The 13,151-nt window shown below is 73.6% G+C and carries 13 protein-coding genes and 1 riboswitch; of the genes, 2 read left to right on the top strand and 11 right to left on the bottom strand.

All coding sequences use genetic code 11. The features are described 5' to 3' along the window. Positions 1–7 precede the first annotated feature (7 nt). Together V6U89_RS17815 and V6U89_RS17820 are read right to left on the bottom strand one after the other, a co-directional pair. A complete protein-coding gene (locus V6U89_RS17815; protein ID WP_334572391.1) occupies positions 8–1,003 on the bottom strand; it encodes a ribonucleotide-diphosphate reductase subunit beta in 996 nt (331 codons plus the stop codon). 2 nt (positions 1,004–1,005) lie between these two features. Further along, on the bottom strand, positions 1,006–3,366 hold the full coding sequence (locus tag V6U89_RS17820; RefSeq protein ID WP_442933941.1) for a ribonucleoside-diphosphate reductase subunit alpha: 2,361 nt from the start codon (positions 3,364–3,366) through the stop codon (positions 1,006–1,008). A gap of 154 nt (positions 3,367–3,520) precedes the next feature. Next, positions 3,521–3,664: riboswitch (cobalamin riboswitch) on the bottom strand. Between the two features lie 350 nt (positions 3,665–4,014). On the opposite strand from V6U89_RS17820, the gene V6U89_RS17825 reads away from it, so the two are divergent. Continuing rightward, on the top strand, positions 4,015–5,109 hold the full coding sequence (locus V6U89_RS17825) for a glycoside hydrolase family 19 protein (protein WP_334572340.1): 1,095 nt from the start codon (positions 4,015–4,017) through the stop codon (positions 5,107–5,109). A gap of 157 nt (positions 5,110–5,266) precedes the next feature. Beyond that, positions 5,267–6,106: a Rieske 2Fe-2S domain-containing protein gene (locus V6U89_RS17830; RefSeq protein WP_334572341.1), complete on the top strand. Its 840-nt coding sequence runs from the start codon at positions 5,267–5,269 to the stop codon at positions 6,104–6,106. 18 nt (positions 6,107–6,124) lie between these two features. Here V6U89_RS17830 and V6U89_RS17835 read toward each other — a convergent pair whose 3' ends face one another. The 9 genes from V6U89_RS17835 to V6U89_RS17875 form a co-directional block, all read right to left on the bottom strand. After that, the gene (locus V6U89_RS17835; protein WP_334572342.1) at positions 6,125–7,264 is read right to left on the bottom strand and encodes a LysM peptidoglycan-binding domain-containing protein; all 1,140 of its coding nucleotides are present in this window, start codon (positions 7,262–7,264) and stop codon (positions 6,125–6,127) included. A gap of 15 nt (positions 7,265–7,279) precedes the next feature. Next, on the bottom strand, positions 7,280–7,699 hold the full coding sequence (locus tag V6U89_RS17840; protein WP_334572344.1) for a hypothetical protein: 420 nt from the start codon (positions 7,697–7,699) through the stop codon (positions 7,280–7,282). Next, positions 7,696–8,172, bottom strand: a complete 477-nt coding sequence (locus V6U89_RS17845; RefSeq protein ID WP_334572346.1) for a TadE/TadG family type IV pilus assembly protein — start codon at positions 8,170–8,172, stop codon at positions 7,696–7,698. Before V6U89_RS17845 ends, V6U89_RS17840 begins: the two co-directional genes overlap by 4 nt. Further along, positions 8,169–8,588 carry a TadE/TadG family type IV pilus assembly protein gene (locus V6U89_RS17850; protein WP_334572393.1) on the bottom strand — a complete coding sequence of 140 codons (420 nt, stop codon included), beginning with the start codon at positions 8,586–8,588 and terminating at the stop codon, positions 8,169–8,171. The genes V6U89_RS17845 and V6U89_RS17850 overlap by 4 nt, the downstream gene beginning before the upstream one ends. Before the next feature lie 233 nt (positions 8,589–8,821). After that, positions 8,822–9,016 carry a hypothetical protein gene (locus V6U89_RS17855; protein ID WP_334572348.1) on the bottom strand — a complete coding sequence of 65 codons (195 nt, stop codon included), beginning with the start codon at positions 9,014–9,016 and terminating at the stop codon, positions 8,822–8,824. Between the two features lie 26 nt (positions 9,017–9,042). Further along, on the bottom strand, positions 9,043–9,900 hold the full coding sequence (locus tag V6U89_RS17860; protein ID WP_334572394.1) for a type II secretion system F family protein: 858 nt from the start codon (positions 9,898–9,900) through the stop codon (positions 9,043–9,045). After that, positions 9,900–10,844, bottom strand: a complete 945-nt coding sequence (locus V6U89_RS17865) for a type II secretion system F family protein (RefSeq protein ID WP_442933944.1) — start codon at positions 10,842–10,844, stop codon at positions 9,900–9,902. The genes V6U89_RS17860 and V6U89_RS17865 overlap by 1 nt, the downstream gene beginning before the upstream one ends. After that, complete coding sequence (locus V6U89_RS17870) at positions 10,796–12,328, bottom strand: CpaF family protein (RefSeq protein WP_334572351.1); 1,533 nt, start codon at positions 12,326–12,328, stop codon at positions 10,796–10,798. Before V6U89_RS17870 ends, V6U89_RS17865 begins: the two co-directional genes overlap by 49 nt. A gap of 20 nt (positions 12,329–12,348) precedes the next feature. Continuing rightward, entirely contained in the window at positions 12,349–13,149 is an 801-nt protein-coding gene (locus V6U89_RS17875; protein ID WP_334572353.1) for a ParA family protein, read from the bottom strand. Positions 13,150–13,151: the final 2 nt, after the last annotated feature.

Here is a 13,151-nt window from a genome sequence, read left to right on the forward strand (position 1 = left end):
TGGGCCCTCAGAAGTCGTCGTCCAGGCTGACCTCACCGCCGACCGCCACCTGGTACGCGGACACCCGGCGCTCGAAGAAGTTGGTCAGCTCCTGCACGTCCTGCAACTCCATGAACGGGAACGGGTTCGTCGACCCGTACGCGGGCGGCAGGCCGAGCCGGGCGAGCCGCGCGTCCGCCACGTACTGCAGGTAGCGGCGCATGTCGGCGGTGTTCATGCCCGGCAGGCCGTCCCCGCAGAGGTCCCGGGCGAAGGCCAGCTCGGCGGTCACCGCCTCGTCCAGCATGGCCCGCACCTCGTCCGCCATCGCCTCGTCGAACAGCGACGGCTCCTCGGCGCGGACGGTGTCGACCACCGAGAAGGCGAACTCCATGTGCATCGACTCGTCGCGGAACACCCAGTTGGTGCCGGTGGCCAGCCCGGAGAGCAGCCCACGCGAGCGCAGCCAGTAGACGTAGGCGAAGGCGCCGTAGAAGAACAGCCCCTCCACGCACGCCGCGAAGCAGATCAGGTTGAGCAGGAAGGCCCGCCGCTGCGCCCGGGTCTCCAGCCGGTGCAGGCCGCCGATCGAGTCGATCCAGCGGAAGCAGAACTCCGCCTTGTCGCGGATCGACGGGATGTGCTCGACCGCCGCGAACGCCTTCGCCCGCTCGTCGTGATCGGGCAGGTAGGTGTCGAGCAGGGTCAGGTAGAACTGGACGTGCACCGCCTCCTCGTAGAGCTGGCGGGAGAGGTAGAGGCGGGCCTCGGGCGCGTTGACGTGCTGGTAGAGGTTGAGCACCAGGTTGTTCGCCACGATCGAGTCGCCGGTGGCGAAGAACGCCACCAGGCGGTGGACCAGGTGCCGCTCGCCGGCGGAGAGCGTGGCCAGATCGGGTACGTCGGAGGCCAGGTCCACCTCCTCCACCGTCCAGGTGTTGCGGATGGCGGCCCGGAACCGCTCGTAGAAGTCCGGGTAGCGCATCGGTCGCAGGGTCAGGTCCATGCCGGGGTCGAGCAGCATCGTCACTGGCACGCCTCGCAGATCTCGGGGTTCTCCAGCGAGCAGGCGACCGCGTCGCTCTCGCCGACGGACAGGGTGAGCAGGGCCGGTGCCGCCGGTCGCGGCGAGGGCACCGGGGCGGCGGCCGGCGCGGTGGCGACCGTGGTCTGCGCGATCCGGGTCGCCGGCCGGGACCGCAGGTAGTAGGTGGTCTTCAGCCCGGCCCGCCAGGCGTAGGCGTACATCGAGGAGAGCCGGCCGATGGTCGGGCTGGCCTGGAACAGGTTGAGCGACTGCGACTGGTCCACGTACGGGGCGCGGGCGGCGGCCAGGTCGATCAGCGCCTTCTGCGGCAGCTCCCAGGCGGTGCGGTGCAGCGCCTTCAGCTCCGCCGGCAGGTCCAGCTCCTGCACCGAGCCGTCCGCCCGCTTGATCGCGTCCCGGGTCTGCGGGGTCCACCGGCCCAGCCGCTTCAGGTCGGCGACCAGATGCCGGTTGACCTGGAGGAACTCCCCGGAGAGGGTTTCCCGCTTGAAGACGTTGGAGACCAGCGGCTCGACGCACTCGGCGCAGCCGGCGATCGAGGCGATGGTGGCCGTCGGCGCGATCGCCACCAGCAGCGAGTTGCGCAGCCCGTGTCGGGCCACCTTCTCCCGCAGCGCCGCCCACGCCTCCGGCCGGGTGGGCCGGGCGTCCGGCCAGTGGTCCGGGTGCAGCACCCCGCCGGCCGCCCGGGTCAGCGGGTACGCCGGGTGCGCGCCGCGCTCCGCCGCCAGGTCGGCAGAGGCGTCGTACGCGGCCAGGGCGATCTCCTCGGCGATCCGGGTGGACAGCGCCAGCGCCGCCGGCGAGTCGAACGGCAGGCGCAGCGCGGCGAAGACGTCGGCCAGCCCCATCACGCCCAGCCCCAGCGGCCGCCACCGCCGGTGCGCGGTGGCCGCCTGCTCGGTGGGGAACCAGTTCCGGTCGATCGCCCGGTCCAACGCCCCGACCGCCAGCCGGACCGTCGTGGCGAGCCTGGCGAAGTCCACGACACCGTCGACGAGGTGGGCGGCCAGGTTGACCGAGCCGAGCGTGCAGACGGCCGTCTCGTCGTCGCTGGTCACCTCCAGGATCTCGGTGCACAGGTTGGAGTGGTGCACCACGCCGCCGCCCGCGCCGACCTGGTTGCAGGTGCGGTTCGCCGCGTCCTTGAAGGTCATCCAGCCGTTGCCGGTCTGCGCCAGGGTGCGCATCATCCGGCCGTACAGCGTGCGGGCCGGCAGCGTCCGCACCGCCTTGCCGGCCGCCTCCGCCGCCCGGTACGCGGCGTCGAACTCCGCGCCCCACAGGTCGGCCAGCTCCGGCACCTCCTTCGGGTCGAACAGCGACCAGTCGGCGTCCGCCTCGACCCGGCGCATGAACTCGTCCGGCACCCAGTTGGCCAGGTTCAGGTTGTGCGTACGCCGGGCCTCGTCGCCGGTGTTGTCCTTCAGCTCCAGGAACTCCTCGATGTCGGCGTGCCAGGTGTCCAGGTAGACGCAGGCCGCGCCCTTGCGCCGGCCGCCCTGGTTGACCGCCGCGACGCTGGCGTCGAGGGTGCGCAGCCAGGGCACGATGCCGTTGGAGCGGCCGTTGGTGCCCCGGATCAGCGACCCCCGCGAGCGCACCCGGGACCACGAGATGCCGATCCCACCGGCGAACTTGGACAGCTTCGCCACCTGGGTGTAGCGCTCGTAGATCGAGTCCAGCTGGTCCCGAGGCGAGTCGACCAGGAAGCAGGAGGAGAGCTGCTGGTGCCGGGCGCCGGCGTTGAACAGCGTCGGCGAGCTGGGCAGGTAGGCCAGCCGGGACATCAGCCGGTACAGCTCGCCGGCCTGCTCCACGGTGTCGGACAGGCCGGTGGCCACCCGCAGCCAGAAGTGCTGCGGCCGTTCCAGCACCGCCCGGCTGCGCGGATGACGCAGCAGATAGCGGTCGTGCAGGGTGCGCAGTCCGAAGTACTCGAAGACGTCGTCGCCGGCGTGGTCGACCAGGGCGTCGAGGGCGGCCGCGTGCGTCGCGACGAAGCCGGCGAAGCCCGCGTCCAGCAACCCTTCGGCGTACGCGGCGGCGACGCTGTCGCTGAAGCTGTCGATGCCCTGGCCGGTGGTCTCGTCGGCGATCCGCCCGGCGAGCAGGCGGGCGGCCAGCCGGGCGTACCCGGGCTCCTCGGCGCTGAGCCCGGCCGCCGCCGCGATGGCCAGCCCGGTCAGCTCGTCGGTGTCCGCGCCGGCGGTGCGCCCCGAGGAGACCAGGGCGAGAATCCGCTCCGGGTCGGTGTCGGGCAGGTCGTGGTGGTGTCGGTGCAGCAGGTCCCGCAGTGCCCCGACCGGGGGTGGGGCGATGGTGGATGACGCCGTCACGTGCTCTCCTGGGTGGTCGGTGTGGACCGCGGGAGGGCACGACGGCACGCCGGATCGCCGCCGGTCGGTGTGCCGGCGATGCTCCGTACGGCTCGACGGCCCTCCCACGAGGCCCCGAGGTGGTCCGCGCGCCCGGTGGGCACGCCCTGCTGGCAGGTCTTCGGACTCGCGGGCAGACGCGTCCGGCGCGTTCGCCTACTGGCCGTCGCTTCCCGGGCCCCGTCGGGCCCAGTGCTCGTGACGGCGGTCGTTCCCGCTCACCGCTGCGGGGCAGTCCCGGATTCGCACCGGGTTCCCTGTTCGGCGCGACGCCTGGCGGACGTCGACGCCTGGCGGACCCTCGGGGGGTCACACCAGCAGTGAAAGTGATCCTAGATGTAGTGGGTGGCAAAAAGCCAACACACCATATGGTGTGGGCGTGTCGCGCCGGCGAGAAATTCCGAGCCACGTACAACCTGGACGGTGGCCGACCCCGTCAGCGCGGTGGATGGTCACGGACGGACATGACGGCTGTCGGCCGCCGCCACCCAGGCAAGGGGATTGAATATAGAACTTTGTTTACAGTAAGGTCTCGCCTGCGGTATATCCAAGGGACTCGATGCTCTGCTTCCGTCGTGTCCACGACCCTGCCGAAAGGTGGCCCCCACCATGTTCAGAAGACGCCTGATGGCAATCATCGCGACGGTCGGCGTGGCCGTCGCGGGTGCCGCTGCGGCGCTGCTGCCGACCACGCCGTCGGCTGCGGCCGAAGCCTGCGCGGCGCCGTACAACAACAGTGCGGTCTACACCGCTTCCATGCGCGTCTCGCACCAGGGCCGGAACTGGACCGCGAAGTGGTGGACGCAGTACGAGACGCCCAGCACCGGTGGCTCCGGAGTGTGGCAGGACAACGGTCCCTGCGGTGCAGGCGGTGGTGGCGGAGGCGGCGGCACCTGCAACTACCCGAACTGGACGGCGGGCACCTTCTACCCGGCCGGCTCGATCGTGCGCTACACCAACGGCAACCACTACCGGGCGAAGCACGAGAATCCCGGGTACGACCCGGTCATCAGCACCTGGTACTGGGAGCCGTACACCTGCTCCGGCGGGGGCGGCACCACTCCGCCTCCGGGTGGCGGCACCAACGGGTTCCCGGTCAGCGAGGCGCAGTACAACCAGATGTTCCCGCTGCGCATCCCGTTCTACTCGTACGCCGGGCTGATCGACGCGGCCCGCAAGTATCCGGCGTTCACCGGCACCGGCGATGCCACCGCGCGCAAGCGTGAGGCGGCGGCGTTTCTTGCCAACATCGACCATGAGTCGGGCCAGCTGCGCTACGTCGAGGAGCAGAACCAGGCGAACTGGCCGCTGTACTGCGACCGCTCCCAGCCCTACGGCTGCCCGGCGGGCCAGTCGGCCTACCACGGTCGGGGCCCGATCCAGCTGAGCTGGAACTTCAACTACAAGGCCGCCGGTGACGCGCTGGGGATCGACCTGCTGAACAACCCGGACCGGGTCAAGAACGAGTCGTCGGTGGCGTGGCAGACCGGCGTCTGGTATTGGATGACCCAGAACGGTCCGAACAGCCAGCCCGCGCACTCGGCGATTCTCGGCTCACAGGGCTTCGGCGGCACCATCCGCAGCATCAACGGCGCCCTGGAGTGCGACGGCCGCAACCCGGCCACCGTGCAGAACCGGGTCACCACCTACCAGCGGTTCGCGCAGATCCTGGGCGTGGACCCGGGCGTCAATCTGTACTGCTGACATCCAGCGGGGGTGCGGCCCTGGGCCGTACCCCCGCTGTGGCCACCTCCACCCCGAGGTCGACGACTGGCGCTGAGTGGACCGGGCGGCGGAATTCGTCCCCGTCGCCCGGTTTGCGCCCGCATCTGCCGGGAAGTCGGGGAACGTGCGAGCGCTGATGAACAAGATCGAGCAGAACGCCGCGCTGGACCCGGTCGGCGACCGGCTCCAGCGGGCCGTCCAGTCGACCCTGCGCGGGCAGCGGGTCCGTGACCTGCTGCACGGCGTCTGGCTGGGCCATCCGCTGCACCCGGCGATGGTGCAGGTGCCGGTGGGCGCCTGGATCAGCGCCGCCGTGCTGGACCTGCTGCCCGGCCAGCGCAAGGCCGCGACCACCCTGGTCGGGCTGGGCACGGTGAGCGCCCTCCCGGCCGCCGTCGCCGGGCTGAACGACTGGGCCGCCCTGGCCCGGGACCAGCGCCGCGTCGGGCTGGTGCACGCCGCCTCCAACTCCGTCGCGCTGGTGTTCTACGCCAGCTCGCTCGCCGCCCGGATGCGCGGCCGGCACGGCATGGGGCGGGCGCTGGCGTACCTGGGGCTGAGCGCGGCCAGCACCGGGGCGTACATCGGCGGGCACCTGGCGTACAAGCAGGGCGCCCAGGTCAGCCAGAGCATCTCCGAGCTGCACCGGATGACCGACGAATGGAAGGCCATCGCCGACCTGGCGACGCTGCCGCAGCGCGAGTTGATCACCCGCGAGGTGGACGACGTCTCGGTGATCCTCTACCGGCACGGCGACGACGTCACCGTGATGCTGGAGCGCTGCCCGCACCAGAGCGGCCCGCTCGGCGAGGGTGACGTGCAGGAGATCGGCGGCCATACCTGCGTGGTCTGCCCGTGGCACGGCTCCGCGTTCCGGCTCAACGGCGGCGAGGTCGTGCACGGCCCGGCCGCGAACGACCAGCAGCTTCTGCCGACCCGGGTGGTCGACGGCATCCTCCAGACCAAGCTGCCCTGACCTCGCACGTACCCCTGGTCAGTCGCGGCGGTGGCGGCCGGAGACCAGCGCGCGGGCGGCCGCGGCGGCCCGGACCGGGCGGCGGCGCAGCCCGAGCACCGCGCCGATCTGCGCGCCGACGATGCTGGCCACGGCGAGCACCGCGGAGACCGCGAGGGGCCGGTTCATCCCCTCGTCGTCGGTGGCCCGCGACGCCCCGGCCGCCATCGCCGGCGGCGCCCCTGCCGGCCGTTCCACCTGCGGCGGCATCGTCTGCGGGGCCGGCTGACCCGGCGTCGCGTCAATCCCGCCCGGTCCCACCTGGCCGCCCGGCGTACCCGGCCCGGCCTGCTCGTCGGGGACCGGCGTGCTGCGCGGCGGCTGCTTCGGAGACGCGGCCGGCGGATGCGGCGACGGCTTGCGCGGCGACGACGGGCCCGCCACCAGCCGTCCGGTCGCGTGCTTGCGCACGCCGTCGTCCTCGGCCCGCGCGGGCAGCTTGATCAGCTGCCCTGGCTGGATCCGGTCGGCGTCCTGCAGCCGGTTGAGCCGGGCCACCTCCCGATAGCGGTCGAAGTCCTCCAGGTAGCGCTCCGCCACCTCGCCCAGATAGTCGCCCTTGGCGACCCGGTAGACCGGCGGGGCCGGCTGCGGCCGGTCAGCCTCCGCGTCGGCACCCTCCGGGACCGTCCCCGTCGACCCGACGGGCGGTGCCACGAGGACCACGGTCGCGCCCGTCGCCACGTGCCCGGTGCCGGCCGTCGCCGGGTACGTCATGGCCGCCGCCGCGCTGGCCGCCGGGCTCGCCGCGATGATCAGCGCGACGGATCCGACCAGGGCCGCCGCGGCCCGCTGCTGCCGGCTCATCCCGGGCAGCCGGGGCGCGGGTCGCCGCGTCGCCTGCGCCGCCAGCTCCACCAGTACGGAGAAGGCGAACGTCGCCCAGCCGAACCAGCCGACCACGGCCAGCGCCCGCAGGAACAACCGACCGTCGTCCCGGCTGGTCAGCGCCGTGCCGACTTCCGACAGGGTGGGCAGGTGGTCGGGCAGCGGATTGCCGGCGAAGGCGAGCAGCGCCACCGGTGCGCCCACCAGCAGCGCGACCAGGACAACCAGCGACCCGAACCCGGTGAGCAACTGGCCGGTCCGCCGAACGGCGGAGCCACGCGATGCGGTCATGGCGGCCTTCCCTTCCTACGGTGCTTCGGTGAGCGCCCGCGCGGTGGCCTCACCCGAGACGGTGACGGTGTCGTCCATGCCGAAGAGGCCGAGCAGGTGCCGGCGGTAGGTGACGGTGACGCGTACCCGGATCTGCTTCTCGCCGCCGACCACGGGGAAGCTCACCGAGTGCCCGGTCGCGCCGGCCGCCGAGAGGTAGTCGCGGACGGCCGCCCGCGCGTCGCCCTCGTCGATCTCCTTCGGGCCGCCCTCGATCGCGCGCGCCCGGTCGACGGCCTGGCCGCCGCTGCGGGCCGCCTCGGCGGCGAGGTCGTCGGCGCGTTGCAGCGACCGGAGCTGGCCGGCGCCGTCGTACGCGACGCCGATGACCGCGAGCACGCCGGTCATCGCGACGGCCAGGAACAGGCTGACCCGCCCCTCGTCGCGACCGGTCATCCCCGGCTCCGGTAGCGGTCCAGCGGGGAGGTGAAGGTCGCCGAGGCGGTGGTGCGCAGCGGCATCCCGGGCAGCGCCGGCAGCCGCAGGTCGCGGTGGGACACCACGCAGGTCACCGAGACCGTCACGCTCGCCGGTTGCCCGGCCGGGCTGCGGTACGCCGCGTCGAAGCTGGTCGACCGGCCGCGCACCGAGCCGCTGAAGGTCATCCGGGGCGCGCCGGCGCAGTTCAGGCCTCGCCAGTCGAGCTGGCGGCGGACGGCGTCGCGGGCCGCGTCGCGGGCGGTGCCGGGGTCCCGGGAGATCGAGGCGGCCCGGGCGGCGTCGTGCGCGGCTGCCTCCACCGCCTCGTCGGCGATCGCGGTGCGCCCGGTCACCCCGGCCAGCACGATCAGCGCGATGAACGCCGGGGCGAGCACGGCCACCTCGATGGAGACCGAGCCCCGGGCGCGGCCGTCCGCGGCGGCGCTCACGGGTTCGTCCAGCGTTCGACGGTGCCGTGCGCGGTCTGCCGGACCCGGAAGCTGACGCCCGGGATGACCGACAGGGACCGGCCGGTGACCGTGCAGGTGACCTCGGTGGGTCCGGTGACGCAGGTCGGCCCCGGGCTGTCCCAGCCGACGAGCCAGTCACCGGCCGCGCCGAGGAACCGGGTGGCCCGGGCCTCGCCCGCCCCGGCCGGCGCCTGGAGCACCCGCTGCGCGTTCACCCCGCTCTGCGCGGCGTTCAGCGCGGTGGACCGGGCGACGAACCAGGCGGCCACCTGGACCGAGGCGAAGAGCAGCACCAGCACCGCCGGCATGACGACGGCCAGCTCGACCGGGTTCGCGCCCCGGTCCGTACCCCCGGCGGCGAGCCGTCGCCGCACGGCCCGCACGGCGAGCGGCACGGTCCGCCCGGCCGCGCCGTTCCGGTCGGCCCAGCCGGGCGGGGTGGCCTGGTCAGGCTCTGCGGCGTGGCCGGACCGAATCGGGTAGCCCGGCCCGGCGGCGTCCGGGGCCGGGACGGCGCGCGCGGTCCGGGTCGCCGGTCCGGGGTGCGGACGGCCGGACGCGCCCCGGGGCCGGGCGGTGGGGGCCGCCCGGCCGGTCCGGGGTGCGTCCGGCCAGCTCGTCGGAGAGATCACGGCGCGGCGGGGACGCTGTCCATCCAGTCGGTGGCCCGCGTCATCACCAAAGCGGTGACCGCGAGTGCCGCCGCGACCAGACCGAAGATGATCACCGCGGTCGGCACCGGGCTGTCGCCCCGGTCCCCCTCGCGGCGCAGCTCCGCCAACCGTGCGGCCAGCGTGGCGTGCAGGTAGGCGATCAGTTGCATGGCGTGCTCCTTGTCGGGGGTGGGGCCTACAGGCGGGCCACGAACGGGTAGAGCATGAAACCGAGCAGGACGAAGACCAGCAGCGAACCGGGGATGTCCAGCCGGCTGGTCACCCCCTCGGCGCGGGCCAGGTTGTCGGTACGGATCTGGTCCCGCAGCGAGTCGGCACGACTGCGCAGCGTCTCGTGGACCTGCGCGCCCTCGCTGCCGGAGGAGCGCATGATCGCCCCGACGTCGCCCAGCTCCGGGATGCCGATCCGCTCGGCCAGCTCCTGGAGCTCGTCCCAGGGCGAGTGCATCTGCATCTGCGCGATCCGCAGCGACTCGCGGATCCGGTCGAAGACCCAGCCGTCGCAGACCGCCGCCGCCCGTTCCAGCGACTGCACCGGGCCGTGCGCCGCCGACAGTTGCAGCGCCACCAGGTCGAGATAGGTGCAGACGGCCGCGCGGAACTCGTCGCGTGCGGCGTCCGCCCGCGCCAGCACCGCGCGGTGCGCGAGCAACCCGCAGACCAGCGCCATCCCGATGCTGCCCAGCACCGGTACGACCACCGGCAGGCGTACCCCGCCGAGGAAGAGCACCGCCCCCAGTACGGTCGGAGTGGCCAACCCGATCAGGGCGGAGACGAGCACCGACAGGGCGTACTGCTCGGGGGTCCTGTCGATCAGCGCGAGCTGCCGGTGCGGCGGGCTGAGCCAGCGGGAGAAGCCGCCCAACCAGTCCGGGCCCCGGCTCGGTGCGACGGTGCCCGGGGGCTGGTGCAGCCGGCGCAGCGCGGGACCGAGCGCCGGGGCGGCCGGCAACGCCTCCCGGACCGCCAGGAACAGGCCCAGCCCCACCGTCGCCCCGCCGAGCACGGCGATCGCGAGCTGCCAGTTGACGATCACGCGACCGCCTCCTCCGGGTCGGGGGCGGGGAGGAAGCGAGCCGGCGGCGGGGGCTGGCTCATCGACCGCACCCAGATCAGCAGCCCGACGAAGGCCGCGCTGAGCACCGCCATCACCAACTGCCCGAACACGGTGCCGTACGGGCGGACGTACTCGGTGTTCAGCAGCCCGTACGCCAGTACGGCCAGGGTCATCCCGGTGAGGAAGCGGACCGCGAACCGGGGCTGGGTGCGCTTGGCCTCCACCTCGCGCCGGGTGCCCACCTCGGCGGCGGCGGCCGAGGCGATCGACCCGAGCACGTCACCGAGGCGTTCGCCCCGGTCGGTCAGGTGCAGGATCAGCGCGGCCACCACCTGGTCGCAGACCGGATCGCCGATCTCGTCGGCGAAGGCGAGCAGCGCGGTACGGGCCGTCCAGCCGGCCTGGAGGCGGGCGGCGAGCAGCCGTACCTCCTCCTGGATCTCCTCGGGGACGGTGGCGATGGTGCCGATGATCGCCTGCTGGAGGCCCTGGCCGGTGGCGGAGACGTCCTTCAGCCGGCGGGTCCACTCGCCGACCGCCTCGATCCGGGCGATCGCCCGTTCCTCGGCCCGGCCCACCGAGAACAGCCAGGGCACCCCCGGTACGGCCACCGCCACGATCAGCCCCACCACCGGCAGCCCGGTGAGCAGGAAGGCCAGCGCGCCCGCCGCCACCGCCACCGCCAGCCGGACCTGGTGCGCCCGCTGCGCGCGACGGCCCGCGCCCGAGCCCAGCCAGAGCCGGCGCAGTCCCCGCCCGGCCCCCGGCGCCGAACGGGCGGGTGCCCGGGTGCCGACCAGCGCGACGACGGCCAGCACCAGGCCGGCGACGCAGGCCGCCCCGGAGACGACGGCGAGCAGCTCGATGTTGGTCACCGGCGCACCGCCGGGCCGAGTCGGCTGTGTCGGGGGCGGCGCCAGGCGCCGGTGCCGGCCTCGATGAAGCGGGTCAGCAGCCGGGCGTCGTAGCCGACCCGCAGCAACTGGTCGCGGATGCGTTCCGGCAGGTGGCGGGGGACGGCCCGACCGTCCGGGCCGGGGCCGAAGACGCTGGTGGTGACGATCCGGTTGCCCTCGCCGACCCCGATCACCTCCTCCACGTGGGAGACGAACCGGTGCTTGCGCCCGCCGATCGCGGTCTCGTCCTCGACGGTCACGTAGACGATCAGGTCGAGGGCGTTGCCGGCCATCCGGCGGGCCTGGTCGACCGTCATCTCCCGGCCGTGGGCCAGCGCCAGCTCGATGATCCGCTCGCTCACCCCGGCCGGGGTACGGGCGTGGATGGTGCACATCGAGCCGCGGCTGGTGGTCATCGCCTGGAGCATCGGCACGATCTCCCGGGACCGGACCTCGCCGACGATGATCCGCAGCACGCCCATCCGCAGCGACACCGGGATCAGGTCGGCGATGCTCACCTCGCCCGCCGGTCGCCCGTCCATCCCGCGCTCGCCGTGCCCCTCGCGGGACTCGAAGCTCATCACCGCCCGGTGCTTGCGACCCCGGCGGGCCGGCAGCAGCTCCCGGCTCTCCTCCAGCAGCACGTACGGCTCGTCGGGCGGGATCTCGTCCATCAACGCCCGGATGACCGTGGTCTTCCCGGCCCCGGCCAGCCCGGCGACCATGATGTTCAGCCCGGCCCGCATGGACGCACGCAGGAAGTCGCGCAGCAGCGGGTCGATCATCTCGTCCAGGTCGGGGCGCGACCCGGCGATCTCCTCCAGGCTGACGTCCAGCGTGTTGTGCTTGCGGATCACCGCGTACGGGCGGTGGCTGACCAGGAACACCGCCGCGAGGCGGCTGCCGTCGGGCAGTTGCAGGTCGAGCGTCGGCTTGGACGTCGACAGGGACCGCTCGGTCGCGCCGGCCCGGCGGGCGGCCGCCTGGAGGATCTCCACCAGTTCGTCGTCGCTGTCGGCGATCGGCTCGACCCAGTCGACGCCCCCACCGTGCCGGGTGATGCGCACCTGGTCGCAGCCGAGGATGTGCACCTCCTCGATGGTGTCGTCGACCAGCAGCGTCTGCAGCCGGCCCAGCCCGACCAGCTCGGCGGTGACCTGGTCGAGCAGGATCCGCTCCTCGTCGGCGGCCATCGGGGTGCCGGCCCGGCGCACCGAGTCGGCGTACCCGGAGACCACGGCGACCGCGAGCCGGGCCCGCTCGACCTCCTCGGCGTTCGCGTCGAACTCCCGGCCGCGCTGCCACTGGGTGAGCCGTTCGCTCAGTTCCCGGCGCAGCTCGCGGACCACCGCGAAGTCCACCCTCGGTCGCGGCGGCGGGGTGGGGGTGGGCGGCGCGACGGGCGGCGCGGGCTGGTGGTGCCGGCCGTTCACCGGGGGCAGCGGCGGCATCGTCGAGGTCGCCGCCGGCTGCTGACGCGGGTCGTGGGAGACCGGCTCAAACCGCATGGCGTGCCTCCCCGGGCCGCTCACACCACATCCGGCACCTCCTGGGCGGCGGGCCATGCCAGCCGGGCCCGGCGGCGGTCCAGCAGCGCCCGGACCGGCACCTCCAGCGCGCCGGCCGCGCGCATCAACGGCCGCCCGGCGCGTACGGTGCCGCCGAGGCTGAGCACCTCGGCGGCACGCGGGTCCGCCGGCAGGGTGGCGATCACCGGCACCCGGAGCGCCTTGCTGATCTCGCCCTTGCCGTGCCCGTCACCGACCACCAGCAGCCGCAGCGTGCCCGGAGGCACCCGGTGCTCGGCGAAGTCCCGTTCGATCGCCCGGATCATCGACCGGGTGGCGGAGAGATCGGGCAGCTGCGCCCGGGTGACCAGCAGCACCACCGCCGCGGCCCGCAGCACCGGCCACGGTGGATCCGCCACCTGAAGCCGTCCACAGTCGACGATCACGTCGTACGGCGGCTGACCCTTCTCCAGGCTGCCGAAGAAGTCGGCGAAGCGTTGCCAGAGCGGGCTGACGCTGCCCGCCTGGGCCGGGTCGACCACGCCCGGCAGCAGCAGCCGTTCCCGGCGCGGCGCGTCCAGGTCGACCAGCTGCGACCAGAAGGCGGTCTCCAGGTTGCCGTCGCGCAGCTCGCCGACGGCCAGTTCGCCGATGCCCCGGGGACCGTCCAGCGCGCCGCCGAGGTAGCCGGCGAGGATGGTGCCGCCGGCCGGGTCGCACTCGGCCAGCACCAGCCGCCGGTGCCAGCTCAGGGCACAGGCCAGCGCGGTGGTGGTGACTCCGGGCGAGCCCTTCGCCGAGACCAGCGCGATGATCGCCATGG

Origin of the sequence: Micromonospora sp. CPCC 206171 (assembly GCF_036906755.1) — a bacterium.
Lineage (GTDB): Bacteria > Actinomycetota > Actinomycetes > Mycobacteriales > Micromonosporaceae > Micromonospora > Micromonospora purpureochromogenes.

What these genes read in the sequence shown, in the direction of transcription:
- V6U89_RS17855 (WP_334572348.1), bottom strand. Translation starts at nt 9,016, where the DNA reads ATGCAACTGATCGCCTACCTGCACGCCACGCTGGCCGCACGGTTGGCG.
- V6U89_RS17825 (WP_334572340.1), top strand. Translation starts at nt 4,015, where the DNA reads ATGTTCAGAAGACGCCTGATGGCAATCATCGCGACGGTCGGCGTGGCC.
- V6U89_RS17835 (WP_334572342.1), bottom strand. Translation starts at nt 7,264, where the DNA reads ATGACCGCATCGCGTGGCTCCGCCGTTCGGCGGACCGGCCAGTTGCTC.
- V6U89_RS17870 (WP_334572351.1), bottom strand. Translation starts at nt 12,328, where the DNA reads ATGCGGTTTGAGCCGGTCTCCCACGACCCGCGTCAGCAGCCGGCGGCG.
- V6U89_RS17830 (WP_334572341.1), top strand. Translation starts at nt 5,267, where the DNA reads ATGAACAAGATCGAGCAGAACGCCGCGCTGGACCCGGTCGGCGACCGG.
- V6U89_RS17840 (WP_334572344.1), bottom strand. Translation starts at nt 7,699, where the DNA reads ATGACCGGTCGCGACGAGGGGCGGGTCAGCCTGTTCCTGGCCGTCGCG.
- V6U89_RS17875 (WP_334572353.1), bottom strand. Translation starts at nt 13,149, where the DNA reads ATGGCGATCATCGCGCTGGTCTCGGCGAAGGGCTCGCCCGGAGTCACC.
- V6U89_RS17815 (WP_334572391.1), bottom strand. Translation starts at nt 1,003, where the DNA reads ATGCTGCTCGACCCCGGCATGGACCTGACCCTGCGACCGATGCGCTAC.